The sequence below is a fragment of the Rhodococcus sp. ACPA1 genome (assembly GCF_002300195.1).
In the GTDB taxonomy this organism is placed as follows: Bacteria; Actinomycetota; Actinomycetes; order Mycobacteriales; family Mycobacteriaceae; genus Rhodococcus_F; species Rhodococcus_F opacus.
This window is the reverse complement of the sequence record NZ_NSDX01000001.1, coordinates 1,446,906-1,464,645: the sequence shown is the minus strand read 5'-3', so window position 1 is coordinate 1,464,645 and position 17,740 is coordinate 1,446,906. Positions and strand designations below refer to the sequence as shown.

Here is a 17,740-nt window from a genome sequence, read left to right as displayed (position 1 = left end):
CCGGGTCGGCGACCTCGACCTCCTCGACGCCGACGAACGACGGAACCTGCTCGACCGCACCGGCGGCCCCGAACACCCCGCAACGACACTGCCCCAACTGCTCACCACCGCCGCAGCACACAACCGCACCGCACCGGCGGTGACATACGAAGACCACCACCTGTCCTACGAACAACTCGACACCGCATCCTCCCAACTGGCACGGATCCTGATCGCCGAAGGCATCGGCACCGAAGACACCGTCGCCATCGCACTCCCCCGCTCCCTCGAAGCGATCCTCGCAATCTGGGCGACCACCAAAACCGGCGCCGCGTTCCTCCCCATCGACCCGAACTACCCGAAAGACCGCATCACCCACATGCTCTCGGACTCCCGAGCCGCACTCGGAGTGACCACCACCGAGCACGCCACCACCCTGCCCGAACCACTGCCCTGGCTCGTCATCGACACCCCCGACCTCGAAACCCGCTGCAACACCATGGATTCAGGTCCAATCACCGACACCGACCGACTCCGACCCCTGCACACCACCAACACCGCCTACCTGCTCTACACCTCCGGCTCCACCGGCACCCCCAAAGGCGTCGTCGTCACCCACCAAGGGCTGGCCAACCTCGCCGCCGAACAACACGAACGATTCACCATCACCCCCGACTCCCGCACCCTGGCCGTGGCATCCCCGAGCTTCGACGCCTCGGTCTTCGAACTGCTCCTCGCCGCCGGATCCGGCGCCACCATGGTCATCGCCCCACCCACCGTCTTCGGCGGCGACGAACTCACCCAACTCCTCCACACCAACCACGTCACCCACGCCGTGATCACACCGGCCGCACTGGCCACCATCGACCCCACCCACCTCCACACCCTGCACACCGTCCTCTCCGCCGGCGAGGCCTGCACCCCCGACCTGCCCACCCGCTGGGCCACACCCCCCGACACCTCCCCCACCCACACACCCCGCCGCTTCTTCAACGGCTACGGCCCCACCGAAACAACCGTGATGAGCAACTGCAGCGGACCACTGCCACCCGGCGGCCCGATCACCATCGGCGGCCCGATCCGCGGCACCCACGCCTACGTCCTCGACGACCGACTCCGCCCCGTCCCCACCGGCGTGACCGCAGAACTGCACCTGGCCGGGATCCAGCTGGGCCGCGGATACCACAACCGACCCGCACTGACCGCCGAACGGTTCGTCGCCAACCCCTACGGCCCACCCGGCGAACGCATGTACCGCACCGGCGACCTCGTCCGCTGGCACCCCGACGGCACCCTCGAATACCTCGGCCGCCGCGACCTCCAAATCAAAATCCGCGGCCACCGCATCGAACTCGGCGAAATCGAAGCAACCCTCACCACCCACCCCGACATCACCCACGCCGCAGTGACAGTCCACCAGGGCACAGTCACCGAGCAACTGGTGGCCTACGTGGTGCCAACCCCGGGCGCCCACGTCGACCCCGACACGCTCGCCGCGACGGTCGGTGCGCGCCTGCCCGATTTCATGGTGCCGTCGGTGTTCGTGACCCTCGACCGGATGCCAGTGAGCGCCAACGGCAAGATCGACCGGCGAGCACTACCCGCACCAGCACCGTTGAACCGGCAGTTCCGACCACCGGTCACCCCCACCGAACAGACCATCGCCGACGTCTTCACCGACGTCCTCGGCGTCGACCGCGTCGGGGTCGACGAGTCGTTCTTCGCCCTCGGTGGCGACAGCATCGTCGCGATTAAGTTGGTGTCGCGCGCGAAAGCCCGGGGCGTGGTGTTCTCCTCACGCGATGTATTCGAGCGCAGGACTGTCGGCGGCCTGGCTGAAGTCGCGCAACGTCCCGAGAACTCCGGACTGCCGGTGGTGCTCGAGGAGTTGCCGGGCGGCGGCATCGGGTGGATGCCGCTGACCCCGGTCGCGGCGGCGCTGATCGAGCGGGGTGGCGGCTTCGGTCGATTCTCGCAACACATGTGGGTGGAGTTGCCGCCCGGAATTGAGCGCGGCGGGTTGGTGGCAACGGTCGAGGCCGTGCTCGAGCACCACGACATTTTCCGCTCGCGACTTGTCGACGACGAACGCGGGTGGGGTCTGGAAGTCGGTGGGTCGGATGCCATCGACGTGGACGGCCTTGTTCGCCGGGTGGAAGTCACCGCCGATCTCGACGAGGAAGCCGCGGCGGCGTTGGCGTCGGCGCAATTGGATGCGGCGTTGCGGCGGCTGGCGCCGACGACGGGCGTGATGGTGCAGTTCGTGTGGCTCGATTTCCGGTCGGAATGCAGCACCGCGCAGCGGCCGGGCCGGCTGCTGATCGTCGCGCACCACCTGGTGATCGACGGGGTGTCGTGGCGGATAATCCTGCCCGACTTGGCCTCCGCGTGGGCGCAGGTGTCCGCTGGGCACACTCCGGTGTTGGATCCCGCCGGAACGTCGATGCGCCGGTGGGCGCACGCGTTGGTCGAGGAGTCGTCGGCCCCGGCGCGGCTGGCGGAGTTGCCGATGTGGCAGGCGCTGCTGCAAGCCCCCGACCCGGTAGTGGGCCTCCGCCCGTTCAACGCGGCTATCGATGTGGGATCCACCCTCGACCGGGTCGAGGTGAGCGTACCGGCACCGGTGACGGCATCACTCCTGACGACCTTGCCGACACTGTTCCACGGCGGCGTCGAGGACGGACTGTTGGCGGCATTGGCATTAGCCGTCTGCCGGTGGCGGCGCGCGCGACAGATCTCCGAATCCTCGACGCTGATCCAACTCGAGGGACACGGCCGTCAGGAGCAGATTGCCGCGGGAGCGGATCTGTCTCGGACGGTGGGATGGTTCACCACAGTGTTGCCGGTGCGTCTGGATATCGGGGCCGCCGACCTCGACGAGGCCTTCGCCGGTGGCGCCGCGGCCGGTGTGGTGGTCAAGTCGATCAAGGAGCAGCTGAGGTCGATACCGGACAGGGGAATCGGCTACGGGCTGCTGCGCTACCTGAATCGGGACACAGCCGAGCAGTTGCGGTCACTGCCGGTCGGCCAGATCAGCTTCAACTACCTCGGCCGGGTGTCTGGCAGTGGTGTACCGAACGAGAGGCCGGGCGCGGAGTGGGCACCGTGCGGCCATCTCGGCGACATCGCCGCTCCGGGAGATGCCGACATGCCGGCGAACGGCGTCGTCGACATCAACGCGATCGTCACCGACGGCAGCGAGGGTCCGGTGCTGGGCGCCACGTTCACGTTCCCGACCGGTGCAATCGGGCGGACCGATGTGCAGGACTTGGCGGAGAAATGGTGTGCTGCGCTCGCCGCCCTCGCTACCCATGCGCAGACCCCCGACGCCGGCGGGCTGACACCGTCGGATCTACCGTTGGTCACCGCACGCCAATCGGACATCGACCACTGGGAAGCGACGTATCCGGCGGTCACGGACGTGTGGCCCATGACGCCGCTGCAGTCGGGTCTGCTGTTCCACGCCCTGTTGGCCGCGTCGTCGGTCGACGTGTACTCGATGCAGGTCGTGTTCACCCTCACAGGCCGGGTGGACGCCACCCGGCTGCATACGGCGGCACAGGCGGTACTGAATCGGCACCCGAATCTGCGGGTGGCGTTCGTCGAAGGAGCCGACGGCATACCCGTGCAGCTGGTCCTCGACAAGGTGCCGGTGCCATGGTCCGAGGTCGATCTACGCAACGTCGACGACACCACTCACCCGGACGCGTTGACGCGACTGCTGGCCGACGATCAGGCCACGCACTTCGACATGACCGCACCACCGTTGATCCGGTTCACACTGGTCACGGTAGCCGAGGACCGGTACGAGCTGGTCGTCGCCAACCACCACATCCTGCTCGACGGCTGGTCCATGCCACTGCTGATGACGGACATGCTCGCACTCTATGCCGCCGGCGACCAGGCGACGGCGTTGCCTCCCGCCCGTCCATATCGCAGCTATCTGGAATGGCGCGCCGAACAGGACGAGGCGACGTCGCGGCAGGTCTGGGCGACGGCGCTCGAGGGTGTCGAGGGCCCGACCCTGCTCGCCCCGGCCGACCCGGGCCGAGAGATCTCCTCGCGGGCAGGTGAAGCAACCGCCGACCTCGGCGAGCACAGGACACGTGCCCTGTCCGAGTTGGCCGCCCGACTCGATGTCACCGTCAACACAGTCATCCAGGCGGCCTGGGGAATCCTGATGATGCGGATGACCGGCCGCGACGACACAGTCTTCGGCAGCACCGTGTCAGGACGACCACCCCAGCTCGCAGGCGTGGAATCGATGATCGGACTGTTCATCAACACGGTGCCGGTCAGGGTGCGAGCGGACCCGGACAAGTCGATCACCCAACTACTGACACGGATGCACCGTGAACAGACCGACCTGCTCGACCACCTCTATCTCGGGCTCACCGACATTCAGCAAGCCGCCGGGACAACCGACGCCCTCTTCGACACGCTGACGGTGTTCGAGTCGTATCCCGTCGAGCAGGCCACACTTACCGAACAGGCCGACGCACTCGACGGCATGACCCTCGCCGGCGTCAGAGCCAACGACAACACCCACTACCCCCTCGCCCTGAAAATCACCGACGACACCCACATCCGACTAACCCTGACATACCTCCACGACCTGTTCGACGAAACATACGTCCAGGCCCTGCTCAACCGATACCTACGTGTCCTCGAAGCCATCATCGCCGATCCCGACAGCCCGGTCGGCGACCTCGACCTCCTCGACGCCGACGAAAAACAGCTGATCCTCGAGGACTGGAACCACACCGATCATGCGACAACCACCGACACACTGGTGTCGATGTTCGGTGCGCAGGTGACGCGCACACCCGACGCGCCCGCGGTGGTCGACGGAAACCGAACACTGTCCTACGCCGAGTTCGACGCACGCGTCAATCGTCTCGCCCGACACCTGATCACCCAGGGCGTGGGCCCGGAAACCATCGTGGCACTACGGATGCGCCGCTCCCTCGACTTCGTCGTCGGCGTCTACGCGACCCTCACCGCCGGTGCAGCTTATCTGCCCCTCGACCCCCACCACCCAGCCGAGCGCACACACTTCATACTCGCAGTGGCACAACCCACCTGCATGCTGACCACCACCCACGACGACCAAGACGATCTGCCCGACCCGGTACCGGTCCTCCACCTCGACACCATCGATCTGTCACGGCTGTCCGGGGCGCCGGTGACCGACGCGGACCGCCGCGCACCACTACGCCCGCAGAACACGGCCTACGTGATGTTCACCTCGGGATCGACCGGCCGCCCGAAGGGAGTGACCGTGGCGCACAGCGCGATCGTCAACGAGGCTCAGTGGGTGGTCGAGGCGTTCGATCACCGTGCCGGTGATCGTCTTCTGCAGAGCAACGCGGTGACCTTCGACGCATCGACCCCCGATCTCTTCGCACCGCTACAGGTCGGGGGCTGCGTGGTCTTGGCAGGGCCCGACGGCCAACGCGACCCCGACTACCTCGCCGAACTCATCCGGGCACAGAAGGTCACTCACGTGGCGTCGGTGCCGACGGTACTGACCGCCCTGATGGCCGGCCGATCACCCGACGTCCTCCGCGGCGTGCGGGTGGTCTACCTCGGCGGTGAAATGCTGTCCGGGCAGACGGTCGCGCGGTTGGCGGAGTTCGGTCCGGCGACGGTATGGAACCAGTACGGGCCCACCGAAACCACCGTCAGCGTCATCTGCCACCGCTGCACCCAGCACGAAGAGTCGGTGGTACCCATCGGCACACCCCAGATCAACTGCCACGCCTACGTGCTGGACCACCGCTTGCATCCGGTACCGGTGGCGGTGGTGGGCGAGTTGTATGTGGCCGGGGTCCAGCTGGCCCGCGGATACCACAACCGACCCGCACTGACCGCCGAACGGTTCGTCGCCAACCCCTACGGCCCACCCGGCGAACGCATGTACCGCACCGGCGACCTCGTCCGCTGGCACCCCGACGGCACCCTCGAATACCTCGGCCGCCGCGACCTCCAAATCAAAATCCGCGGCCACCGCATCGAACTCGGCGAAATCGAAGCAACCCTCACCACCCACCCCGACATCACCCACGCCGCAGTGACAGTCCACCACGACCACCACACCGGCGACCGACTCGTCGGCTACGTCGTCCCCCGCGACCACACCCCCCTCGACCCCACCACGATCCACACCTTCGCCGCCGACCACCTCCCCGACTACATGGTGCCCACCCCCATCACCATCCTCGACGCACTACCCCTGACCACCAACGGCAAGATCGACCGGCGGGCACTACCCGCACCAGCACCGTTGAACCGGCAGTTCCGACCACCGCTCACCCCCACCGAACAGACAATCGCCGACGTCTTCACCGACGTCCTCGGCGTCGACCGCGTCGGACTCGACGACGACTTCTTCACCCTGGGCGGCAACTCGCTGCTCGCCATCCAGGTCAGTGCGCGGCTGCGCGAGGCTCTCGACGTCGAGATACAAGTGGCATGGCTCTTCACTGGAGCCACGGTGGAAGCGATCGCCAGTAGAGTCGAGTCGGTCTCCGACGGGTCGACACCTATTGTGCCGACCGGGCCTTCGGCATTCGACGTCCTGTTCCCGATCACATCAGCTGGAGATTCCGACCCGATCTTTTGCATACACCCGGCTAGCGGATTGGCCTGGTGCTACGCAGGTTTGGGTCGATACACCGAACCGAGACGGCGAATCTACGGGCTGCAATCCCCCGAACTCGTCGAAGACGACCCGCATCCCCGTTCGATCGAACAGTTGGCGGAGCACTACGTCCGGGAGATCCAGGCCGTGCAACCAGATGGGCCATATCACCTGCTCGGCTGGTCCTTGGGCGGAGTTATTGCCCACGCCGTAGCCACACGACTTCGCCTTCTCGGGAAGCAGGTCTCGATGCTGGCGATGCTGGACAGCCGGTTCGGCGAAGCGGAATCGACTGTAAACCAGGAATTCACTGTTGAAGACATTCTGGTCGAGCTAGCCGATCTGTTTGGATTCGGTGCCGAAGACTTCGATGCCGCGGGGGGATCCATGTCGGCTGAACAAGCGACCGAACTGATTCATCTGCGAACCGGAGCATTCGAGTTTCTCCAGCCATCACACGTGAAGCGGATCGTCGAATCCTTCAACGACGCGCCACGGTTGGTCGCCGAGTACCACCCCGCCGTGTTCGACGGAGACATGCTTTTCTTCGCCGCCGCAGCTGGCGAGATGACCCAGGAAGTTGCCGAAAGTTGCTGGCAACCATATATAACTGGTTCAATCGACTATTGTCCCATCGATGCCACGCATATTCGTATGACCACGCCGCGAGCGTTGGCGGACATTGCACGAGTTCTCAACACCTACCTCGTCGACGCTGTCAGTTAGCGGCGCCTCCCTGTGCCAAACGAACTACTCGATGGTGCAACGACCGCATGAAATCGCCATCTCGCGATCCAGCCGGACAAGGCGCAGCTGATTCCGTCCACCGCGACGGCGGTTGCTGCCCGAGACGCTTTTCGGCGAACGCTATGTGTCGCTGATCGTTCCCGAGGGCGACACGGCTCCGCCGATCCAGGCCGGCGACCCGAGCCGCGCCTGCTCGACAATCGCGGACCGGCTTGCTACGAGGACGTCACCGGGGTCCCCGCTCGGGTCCCGGGATACGGAGCCCAGATCACGCCCGCAAGTGGACCGTCGCCCGGTTTCCGGACGGTGGATCGTCAGATCGCCGCCGCGAGGACCTCCACTCCCGGTCCGTCGAGGTCGTCGAGCGCCACTCTCCGACCGGAGACGGCCAGGAGAAGCGAAAGGGCGGTGCCGCTCACCTCGGGGCCGTCGCCGATCGACACGTCGGCGTCCGCTGCCGTCAGCCGGACACGGGACACAAGCTCTTTTGCGCCGCCGAAGGACGCCGGGGTGCGCGTCTGGAGGCGGAGCGATCTGTCGACGGCCTCCGCCGGGTAGGCGCGGGTGAGTCTCAAGGGCCGACGGATGTCCTCACCGTGGACGATTTCCTCGACGAGCCTGCTGTCGAGGGGTGCCGGAGGCGTCGACGTGCGCGACGCCGCCCGACGAAGCCGCTCCAATGTCTCCTGCGGTGAGGCGCCACGCTCGCGTTCCGCGCCGCGCGCGTTCTGGCGGTCGAAGTCGAATCGCGCCCGGGCGAGGCCGAGCATGAAACCGAGGCGCGTCGTCCGAGCCGTGTCGACCAGGTGTGCAACCACGTCGTGCACGGTCCACTCGCCACAGAGCGAGGGCTCGTCCCACCGCGCGGCGTCGAGATACCCGAGGTCGTCGATCAGCGCCGCACGCTCCGCGTGCACCATCGACCAGGCATCTTCCACAGCTCGCTCCTTCGGTCGGCCACATCGTATGCAAGGTAAGACTCGTCGAGACACGGAAACTCATCGCTGCCCGAGGAACGACCGAATGAGAGCCGACCCACATGGTCAGCTGTCGATGGTGAGCAGGTCTGCGAGGTTGTCCAGGCTTGCTCGCACCGTGCGTGAGTACGCCTTCGCGACTATCGGGTCAGCCAGCTTGCCGAAGATCCCTCCGAGGCCACTTTCGCTGTCGGTCCGATAGGTGAACAGGGTGCCGCCGTCGACTTCCTCGAGCCTTGTCGTCGCGGTGAAGGCGATATTGCTCTCCACCGACCTGGACGCAGCCACCTTCAACGGCTCGTACTCGACGAATTCGGTGACCCAGTCGAGCCGCCTACCCAGAATGCGGGTTACCCCGCGCCACCGGGTGCCCACCCCGAGTTCCCCGTCGGTGAGCTGCTCGCATTCAACGGTGGACGCCTCCCACGACGGCCAGTTCTCCGCAACGGTGACAAAACTCCACACTTCCGACGCAGGACGGGCAATGACGACGGACTGCTCGACAACCGGCATGGTGATCATCCCTTTGGTGGTGGCTGGATCGGATTCGACCGACCTCGTCACGCTCCTCAGGCGATGTAGGGCCAGAAGACTGGAGACCGGTCTGTTTGATCTTCCTCTCTGTGCGGGCTCGCTGTCACTGATGGTTAGCGCATCAAAGCGCTGGTAGACGGTGCGATAAGCCCACGAATCGCCGATAGAACTGGATCGATCTGCAAAGGAGCAGAGATGATCGAATCATGACAACGGATCGCCGTACGCTTCGGAACACCTTCGAGTTGGCCGCCGAGAAGTACCACGCCGCTCGGCCCAGCTATCCGTCAGCGCTCTACGACGAACTCGTCCTCACGTCCGGACTGCGCCCAGGCGACTCGCTACTGGAGATCGGAGGAGGTACGGGCAAGGCCACCGTCGAGCTCGCGCGGCGGGGCTTCACCATCACGTCGATCGAACTCGGGCATGACCTGGCAGCGATCGCGCGTGAGAATGTAGCGCCGTTCCCTCACGCCGAGGTGGTCTGCGACGATTTCGAGCAATGGAGGCCTGCGCCAGGCGTGACCTACGACCTCGTGTTCGCGGCAACCTCCTGGCACTGGATCGATCCCTCGACGCGATACATCAAGGCGGCCAGCCTCATTCGCCCCGAAGGACATCTGGCTTTCTGGGGTGCACAACACGTGTTCCCGGAAGGTGGGGACCCGATCTTTCGTGACATCCAGCCCGTCTACGAGGAGATCGGCGAAGGTCTCCCAGATGCCGCGACGTGGCCGCGCCCGGGTGAACTCGCCGATCATCGGGCCGAAATGTGGGAGTGCGGGCTCTTCGACAATGTCGTGGTCCGTCACTTCGACTGGGAAGTCAGCTACGACGTGGACGGTTACCTCGACCTTCTCGACACCTTCTCCGGTCACATCGCCATGGCGAAGTGGCAACGGGAACGGCTCTACGGCGAGATTCGTCGCCGAATCGCCGAGCGGCCCGATCACCGCATCCGGCGGCACTTCGGCGCGGTCCTGCACATTGCCCGCCGTCGCAGCTGATCTTCACGCATTTCGCGCCAGACGGCCGACGACCCGACCGACTCTCCGGTCAAGCCCGGGGCGCATCACAGGCTTCGGTGTGGCCGTCCAACGCACATAGGCGAAGGCGGCTTGGTTCGGCACCTCCGAAGAGTGCGACTGCCAACCCCAGAACACCTCCACTGCCGGCCAGCACCGCACCGAGTAGGAACATTCCACTCATCAGACCCTCCCCTCTGTCCTGTCCCCATTACAGCAGGCCCCCACCCGGACACGGGCTCCGGCCTGCCGGACAGATCCCAACTCCCGCTTCAGCAGGACTCGACGGCGACGACGCGACGGGCGGTTGTCGACGGGAGGAGCGCGAGGACGAGGGCCAGCGCCGTCAGCGCGAGGACCAGGACGGCCACGTAGAGCCATTGTCCGCTCGCCCAGGCGATTCCTCCGACCCAGCCGAACAGGCTGGATCCGGCGTAGTAGGAGACGTTGTACAGCGCCGTTGCCTGTGCGCGACCCGTTTTCGCGTGGGCGCCGACCATGCCGGATGCGACGGCATGGCCGACGAAGAGCCCGGCGGTGATCGCGGCCACGCCGAGGAGGATCAGGACCAGCGGTCCGGCGACGCTGAGCACCGTCCCGCCTGCCATGAACGTGCAGGCCAGCACGAGCACGGTTCGGTGACCGAGCCGGCCCACCAACCAGCCGGCGGCGCGAGAACCCGCCGTACCCGCCAAATAGGCGAGAAAGATCAGCGAGACCACTGTCGGCGCGAGGTGGTACGGAGCGGCTTCGAGGCGGAAGGGGAGGTAGTTGAAGACGGCCACCATGCCACCGACGAGTAGCGCGCCGATGCCGAACAATCCCAGCAGGCGCGTATCCCGCAGGTGGATGGCAAGGATCCCTGCGGACGGGACGAGCGCTTTCCGGCCCCGCCCGGTGGGTAGCAGCACGATCAGGATGGTCATCAGGATCGCCAGACCGACGCCGAGGATCGCCAGTGCCGGGCGCCACCCGAGGTGATCGGCGACCGGGACGACCAGAAGGCGACCACTCAAACCACCCAAAGATGTTGCTGCCACGTAGGAACCGGCCAATGCTGCGGCCCGGGCCGGCGCCGCGACCTCGTGGAGCAGTGTCATCGCCAGCGCTGGTAGTCCACCGAGCGCCACGCCTTGGACGAATCGTCCCGCCACCAGCGCGTCGAACGTCGGGAGCCAGGGGACGGCCACGGCGAGCAGGCCCGCCGTTGCCGCCGCGTACCGCATCGCGGTGGGGCGCCCCACTCGATCCGAGAACCGGGCCCACGGCAGAACCGACAACGCCAGCCCGAGCGTGGCCGCGGAGACCAGAAGGGAAGCCTGAGCCGGGCTCACAGAGGCGTCGTGCCCGATTTGCGTGAGGAGGCCTTGAGGCGCGTACATCAGGGCAAAGGTCGCCACGCCGGCACACCACAGGGCCGCCGAGAGTCGGCGGTCCGGATTTCCCGTCGGCAGCGTGTTCTGCAGGGCAGCCGCTGCGTGGGTGTCCTTCTCCGTGAGGTGGGTGGCCGACATGCAGTCGACGGTAGATCCGAAGAACTGATGAATCCAATGCAGATCAATCCACCGACTCATACAGTTGAGTTATGAATAGCGAGTCCGTCAAGGCGCTGTTGCCGCATCTTCCCGTGCTCGTCGCCCTCGGCGAAGTCGAACACGTCACTGTCGCTGCCGCGATGCTCGGGATGCCCCAGCCCACGGTCAGCCGGATAGTCCGCCGACTCGAAAGGCAACTCGACATCCCGCTCCTGGAACCGGACGGCCGCGGCGTGCGCCTGACCGATGCCGGGCGGACACTGGTGCCCTACGCGCAACGCGCACTCGAAGCGGTGGTGGACGGCCTCGACGCCGTGCAGTCCGAAGACCGACAGGCGCGGGCCACCGTCCGCGTCGCCTTTCAGATGTCGCTCGGCGAGCACCTCGTGCCCGAGTTGATTCGCACCGTCCGCGCGACGGATCCGACGATCCGGTTCGTCCTCAGCCAGGGAGCGCGCCGCACGTGCCTGGACACCCTCCTCAACCGTGAGGCCGACATCGCGCTCGCCTCCCGTCTCACCCCACCGCCCGAGGGCCTGACGGTCACGCCGCTGTTCGAACAGCCGCTCGTCGTCCTGGTGCCCTCCGAGCACCCGCGGGCCGCATCGACCTCGACGACGATCCGTGACCTCGCCTCCGAGCCGATCGTCACTCTCAAGCCCGGCTACGGGCTCCGGGGATCGCTCGACGACCTGTTCGCCCGGGCCGGTGCCCTACCCACGATCGCGTTCGAAGGAGAGGACCTGCACACCGTGCACGGCCTGGTCGCATCCGGCTTGGGCGTGGGCATCGTGCCGGCCACGGATACTCCCCCACCCGGGTGCGCGCAGATTCGCCTCGACGATCCCCGAGCCTTCCGCGACATCGGTGCCGCGCGCCTACCCGGTCCCCCGAGCGTCGCGGTCACCACGGTCATCGCTGCCCTCATAACGCTCACCTCGACGGAGAGCGGGGAGACCCCGTGAACCGCGAACATCTCCAACACGATTACGGCCTCCGTTTCGACTGGGGCCTGCCGGGGGCGAAAGCCGTCGGCGCCGACGCCGACGTCGCGGTCGTAGTGGACGTCCTGTCGTTCACCACCACACTCACCGTTGCGGTCGACGCCGGCATCGACGTCCTGCCCTACCGGTGGAACGACGATTCCGCGGAACGCTACGCCCGTGATTCGGACGCGGTCCTCGCCGTCGGACGCAGCCGGGCAGCGAACGGGCAGATCAGCTTGTCGCCGAATACGATTCGACGGACCGCGGCGCCGCGCAGGTTGGTGCTTCCCTCGCCGAACGGATCGACCATCAGCTTCGAACTCGGCGCCGGAACCGGCGTGTGCGTCGGGGCGTCCCTACGGAATGCGACCGCTGTTGCAGACTGGATCGCCCGGCACTGCACGTCGACGGCGGTGGTGTCGGTGATCGCCGCCGGGGAGAAATGGCCGGGCGGCGAACTCCGGCCGGCGATCGAGGATCTGTGGGGCGCGGGCGCCGTGCTGTCCGCCCTGTCGGCGACCGGGTGGGGCGCAGACTCTTCGCCGGAAGCCCTGGCGGCCATGACCGCTTGGCAGGGCGTAGCAGAGACCCTCCCGCAGTCCCTCGCGGCGTGTGCGTCGGGACGGGAGTTGCGTGCCTCGGGATACCCGGAGGACGTCGCAATCGCCGCCGAGGTGGACCGGAGCACCGCAGTCCCGGTCCTCGACGATCGGGTCTTCCGAACGGCTTCGCAATAAAGTGGGCGCCATGTTCGATACCTGGGACGCCGACGCGCCTGGAGTCCTCCGCCTGCCGTCCGGGCGCCTGGTCCGCGGCCGGGGGCTGAGGCGACCACTCCCCGAGGGTCCCCTCCCCGATTTCGCCGTATACCTGCTGGGGCGAACGCCGCCGCCGGTGCAGTGGGACTCACGGTGGGTCCGCTGGCCCGATTTCGCGTTGCCGCGGGACCGCGACGACACCCTCGATGCGCTCGGTGAGGTGTGGCGCCGCGCCGCGACGGAGCGGGTGGAGGTGGCGTGCCGGGGCGGTCACGGCCGGACGGGCACAGCCCTCGCCTGCATTGCCGTGCTCGACGGGATCCCGGCGCGGGACGCCGTCGCGTACGTCCGGCAGCACTACCACCGTCACGCGGTCGAGACACTGTGGCAGCGTCGGTATGTCGGACGGTTCACCGCGGCACCGACCTCCTGACGCGCGCACCGGCACCGGACACGAACACGCCGACGGCCCCGCACGAGATCCGTGCGGGGCCGCCGGCGTGATGGCCGGGAGAAGACTACTTCTCGGCAGCCGCCTCTTCGCTCTGCTCGGCCGGAGCCGCAGCGCCGTCTTCTTCGACGGGGATCAGCGAGATCTTGCCACGGTTGTCGATGTCGGCGATCTCGACACGCAACTTCGAGCCGACGCTCACGACGTCCTCGACCTTGGCAATGCGCTTACCGCTGCCCAGCTTCGAGATGTGCACCAATCCGTCGCGGCCGGGGAGGAGCGACACGAACGCACCGAAGGCGGTGGTCTTGACGACCGTGCCCAGGAAGCGCTCGCCGACCTTCGGAAGCTGCGGGTTGGCGATGGCGTTGATCATGTCGATCGCGGCCTGCGCGGACGGGCCGTCCGTCGCACCGACGAACACGGTGCCGTCATCTTCGATGGAGATGTTGGCGCCGGTCTGCTCGGTGATGGAGTTGATCATCTTGCCCTTGGGGCCGATGACCTCACCGATCTTGTCGACCGGGACCTTGATGGCCGTGACGCGCGGGGCGAACGGGCTCATCTCGTCGGGGGTGTCGATGGCCTCGGCCATGACCTCGAGGATCGTCGCACGCGCGTCCTTGGCCTGCGACAGCGCGCCGGCGAGGACCTTGGACGGGATGCCGTCGAGCTTCGTGTCGAGCTGCAGGGCCGTGACGAAGTCCTTCGTGCCCGCGACCTTGAAGTCCATGTCGCCGAACGCGTCCTCGGCACCGAGGATGTCGGTGAGCGCGACGTAGCGGGTCTCACCGTCGACCTGGTCGGAGACCAGGCCCATGGCGATGCCCGCGACCGGAGCCTTCAGCGGCACACCGGCGTTGAGCAGTGCGAGCGTCGACGCGCACACGGAGCCCATCGAGGTGGAGCCGTTGGAGCTGAGAGCCTCCGAGACCTGGCGGATGGCGTACGGGAATTCCTCGACGCTGGGCAGCACGGGCATGAGTGCCCGCTCCGCCAGCGCGCCGTGACCGATCTCGCGGCGCTTCGGCGAACCGACGCGTCCCGTCTCACCGGTGGAGTACGGCGGGAAGTTGTAGTGATGCATGTACCGCTTGGTCGTCTCGGGTCCGAGCGAATCGACCTGCTGCGCCATCTTCACCATGTCGAGGGTGGTGACACCCAAGATCTGGGTCTCGCCGCGCTCGAACAGAGCGGAACCGTGTGCACGCGGAACGATGGCGACCTCAGCCGACAGCGAACGGATGTCCGTGATGCCACGGCCGTCGATGCGGAACTGGTCGCGCAGGATGCGCTGACGGACCAGCTTCTTCGTCAGCGAGCGGAACGCCGCGCCCAGTTCCTTCTCGCGACCCTCGAAGTTCGGGGCGACCTGCTCGAGGACCTCGACCTTGACCTCGTCGGTCTTGTCGTCGCGTTCCTGCTTGCCCGCGATGGTCAGTGCCGCGCCGAGCTTCTCCGCTGCGGCGGCCTCGACGGCTGCGAACACGTCGTCCTGGTACGCCGGGAAGACGGGGAAGTCACCGGTCGGCTTGGAGGCCTTGGCCGCGAGCTGCTGCTGCGCGGTGCAGAGGCGGGCGATGAACGGCTTGGCGGCCTCGAGGCCCTCGGCCACGATCGCCTCGGTGGGAGCCTGTGCGCCACCGTCGATCAGGGAGATCACGTTGTCGGTGGCCTCGGCCTCGACCATCATGATCGCGACGTCGGCGTCGTCACCGCTGCCGGAGACGATGCGGCCCGCGACGACCATGTCGAAGACGGCGTTCTCGAGCTGCTCGACGGTGGGGAATGCAACCCACTGGCCGGCCTTGTTCTCGTCCGACGTGATGAGCGCGACGCGCACACCGCCGACGGGTCCGGAGAACGGCAATCCCGCGATCTGGGTGGAGGCGGACGCCGCGTTGATCGCGACCACGTCGTACAGGTCCTGCGGGTTCAGGCTCATCACCGTGACGACGACCTGGATCTCGTTGCGCAGACCGTCGACGAACGACGGGCGCAGCGGGCGGTCGATCAGGCGGCAGGTCAGGATCGCGTCCGTGGAGGGACGGCCCTCACGACGGAAGAACGAGCCGGGGATACGGCCCGCCGCGTACATGCGCTCCTCGACGTCCACCGTCAGGGGGAAGAAGTCGAAGTGCTCCTTGGGGTGCTTGCTGGCGCTCGTCGCGGACAGCAGCATCGTCTCGTCGTCCAGGTAGGCGACGACGGCGCCGGCGGCCTGCTGCGCGAGGCGACCGGTCTCGAAACGAATGGTGCGGGTTCCGAAGGACCCGTTGTCGATCACGGCGGTGGATTCGAACACGCCCTCATCGACCTCTACTGCGGAATTCTCTGTCATCTCTTCTTTTCACTTCCCTCTCGTCTTCGCCGTACCCGCGGGGGCGTTCTCACCCTCCTGGCGAGAACTGCGCACCTGAGGGACATCCCCCTCTCGAGTTCTCGGGATGTCGCTGTGCGGAGGCGGCCGTCGATCGAAGTCCCCCGGACCGTGTCCGGAAGACCACTACCGAAGACCGACACCACATTCTCGGGTGCATACGGTAGTGCTGCCCTCGGCAGCTAACGCCGATAGCCAGCGAGGCCCAGTCTAAGCAAGGCCCCGCCGGCTACCGGAGTGATTTGCGATCGAAATGACCGCTGTGTGCGAAACTCAGCGACGCAGGCCGAGACGCTCGATCAGCGAGCGGTAACGCTCGATGTCGACCTTCTGGACGTACTTGAGCAGACGACGACGGCGTCCGACCAGCAGCAGGAGGCCGCGGCGGGAGTGGTGGTCGTGCTTGTGCATCTTGAGGTGTTCGGTGAGATCGACGATGCGCTTGGTGAGCATGGCCACCTGCGCCTCCGGCGAACCGGTGTCGGTCTCGTGCAGGCCGTACTCGCTCAGAACCTGCTTCTTCTCTTCGGTGGTCAATGCCACTGGTTCACTCCTGGTGATGACGTTCGCGTGCAAGGATCGAAACTCGGCGCGGCCGCCGCGAACCGCAGCGCACGCCAGCGGTCTACTTTACCAGCTGAAATTGGACGGCTTTACCGCACGTCCTCCGACGCCGCCAGGATCGCGCGCGCACGCTCGGCGTCCTTGCCCATCGCGACGATCAGGTCGTCGACCGAATCGAATTTTTCCATCCCGCGGAGGCGCTCCACCAGATCGACGGCCACGTGCTGGCCGTACAGGTCGGCTTCCCGGTCCAGGACGAAGGCCTCCACGGTGCGCGTCCGCCCGGAGAACGTGGGATTGGTGCCCACCGAGACGGCCGCCATGTACCGCTCGCCGGAGGTGACCGTGCCCAGGTCGACTCCGTGTCCGAGCACGGTGAACCAGGCGGCGTACACGCCGTCCGCGGGAATCGCGGCATACATGGGCGGCGCGACGTTCGCGGTCGGATAGCCGAGCTGCCGTCCACGACCGTCGCCGTGGACGACGACACCCTCGACGCGGTGCGGGCGGCCGAGGGCCTCCGTCGCGGCGGCCATGTCGCCGGCGTCCACGCATGAACGGATATAGGTGGACGAGAACGTGACCGCGTGCTCTGCGAGCAACGTCACACCGTCGACCGCGAACCCGAACCGGTCGCCGATCTGACGCAGCAGGTCGACGTTGCCCGCAGCCTTCTTGCCGAACGTGAAGTTCTCTCCGACGACGACATCCGCCACGTGCAGACGCTCCACGAGGATCTCGTGGGCGTACCGCTCCGGCGTCAGCTTCATGAATTCGGCGGTGAACGGCATGACGCAGAACACGTCGATGCCCAGCTCCTCCGCGAGCTCAGCCCTGCGGGCGAGCGTCGTGAGCTGGGCGGGATGACTGCCCGGACGAACCACTTCCATCGGATGAGGATCGAAAGTCATGAGCACGCTGGGTATTCCACGCGTGCGGGCAGCCGCCACCGCTCGACTGATCAGTTGGGCGTGACCTCGGTGCACGCCATCGAATACGCCGATCGTGAGAACACAACGACCCCAGTCGGCAGGAACCTCGTCGAGACCACGCCATCTCAGCACGAGTGGCAGCCTACGGTGCCGCGCGCCGATGTTCATCTCCGGACCGGGTGTCCGGCCGCCCCGCGCGCCGGGGAAGCGCCACGACCTCGCGGTTCGC

The 17,740-nt window shown here is 66.8% G+C and carries 11 protein-coding genes and 1 pseudogene; 6 read left to right on the top strand and 6 right to left on the bottom strand.

All coding sequences use genetic code 11. The annotated features are described in order from the left end of the window. Window positions 1-46: 46 nt before the first annotated feature. Together CJ177_RS06555 and CJ177_RS48105 are read left to right on the top strand one after the other, a co-directional pair. Complete coding sequence (locus CJ177_RS06555) at window positions 47-7,348, top strand: non-ribosomal peptide synthetase (protein ID WP_306453378.1); 7,302 nt, start codon at window positions 47-49, stop codon at window positions 7,346-7,348. A 60-nt stretch (window positions 7,349-7,408) separates the two neighbouring features. Further along, a pseudogene (locus CJ177_RS48105) lies at window positions 7,409-7,556 on the top strand (mammalian cell entry protein); the annotation flags it as partial. A gap of 127 nt (window positions 7,557-7,683) precedes the next feature. Here CJ177_RS48105 and CJ177_RS06545 read toward each other — a convergent pair. Together CJ177_RS06545 and CJ177_RS06540 are read right to left on the bottom strand one after the other, a co-directional pair. Further along, window positions 7,684-8,307 (bottom strand): maleylpyruvate isomerase family mycothiol-dependent enzyme, encoded by a 624-nt coding sequence (locus tag CJ177_RS06545; protein WP_095867428.1) that lies wholly within the window; start codon window positions 8,305-8,307, stop codon window positions 7,684-7,686. A gap of 105 nt (window positions 8,308-8,412) precedes the next feature. Further along, window positions 8,413-8,868 (bottom strand): SRPBCC family protein, encoded by a 456-nt coding sequence (locus tag CJ177_RS06540; protein ID WP_095867427.1) that lies wholly within the window; start codon window positions 8,866-8,868, stop codon window positions 8,413-8,415. A gap of 218 nt (window positions 8,869-9,086) precedes the next feature. On the opposite strand from CJ177_RS06540, the gene CJ177_RS06535 reads away from it, so the two are divergent. After that, window positions 9,087-9,887: a trans-aconitate 2-methyltransferase gene (locus CJ177_RS06535; protein WP_061700987.1), complete on the top strand. Its 801-nt coding sequence runs from the start codon at window positions 9,087-9,089 to the stop codon at window positions 9,885-9,887. Between the two features lie 290 nt (window positions 9,888-10,177). Here the strand turns inward: CJ177_RS06535 and CJ177_RS06530 are convergent, their stop codons facing one another. Continuing rightward, entirely contained in the window at window positions 10,178-11,479 is a 1,302-nt protein-coding gene (locus tag CJ177_RS06530; protein WP_095867426.1) for an MFS transporter, read from the bottom strand. An 11-nt stretch (window positions 11,480-11,490) separates the two neighbouring features. On the opposite strand from CJ177_RS06530, the gene CJ177_RS06525 reads away from it, so the two are divergent. The 3 genes from CJ177_RS06525 to CJ177_RS06515 are packed head-to-tail and all read left to right on the top strand — an operon-like array spanning window position 11,491 to window position 13,617. Beyond that, a complete protein-coding gene (locus tag CJ177_RS06525) occupies window positions 11,491-12,405 on the top strand; it encodes a LysR family transcriptional regulator (RefSeq protein WP_005240686.1) in 915 nt (304 codons plus the stop codon). Beyond that, window positions 12,402-13,163, top strand: a complete 762-nt coding sequence (locus CJ177_RS06520) for a 2-phosphosulfolactate phosphatase (protein ID WP_095867425.1) — start codon at window positions 12,402-12,404, stop codon at window positions 13,161-13,163. Before CJ177_RS06525 ends, CJ177_RS06520 begins: the two co-directional genes overlap by 4 nt. A gap of 10 nt (window positions 13,164-13,173) precedes the next feature. Further along, window positions 13,174-13,617 (top strand): protein-tyrosine phosphatase family protein, encoded by a 444-nt coding sequence (locus tag CJ177_RS06515; RefSeq protein WP_005240684.1) that lies wholly within the window; start codon window positions 13,174-13,176, stop codon window positions 13,615-13,617. An 85-nt stretch (window positions 13,618-13,702) separates the two neighbouring features. Here the strand turns inward: CJ177_RS06515 and CJ177_RS06510 are convergent, their stop codons facing one another. The 3 genes from CJ177_RS06510 to CJ177_RS06500 form a co-directional block, all read right to left on the bottom strand. Further along, window positions 13,703-15,976 (bottom strand): polyribonucleotide nucleotidyltransferase, encoded by a 2,274-nt coding sequence (locus tag CJ177_RS06510; protein ID WP_095867424.1) that lies wholly within the window; start codon window positions 15,974-15,976, stop codon window positions 13,703-13,705. 312 nt (window positions 15,977-16,288) lie between these two features. Further along, window positions 16,289-16,558, bottom strand: a complete 270-nt coding sequence (rpsO, locus tag CJ177_RS06505; RefSeq protein WP_005240682.1) for a 30S ribosomal protein S15 — start codon at window positions 16,556-16,558, stop codon at window positions 16,289-16,291. A gap of 110 nt (window positions 16,559-16,668) precedes the next feature. Beyond that, window positions 16,669-17,643, bottom strand: a complete 975-nt coding sequence (locus CJ177_RS06500) for a bifunctional riboflavin kinase/FAD synthetase (protein ID WP_025432373.1) — start codon at window positions 17,641-17,643, stop codon at window positions 16,669-16,671. Between the last annotated feature and the right edge of the window lie 97 nt (window positions 17,644-17,740).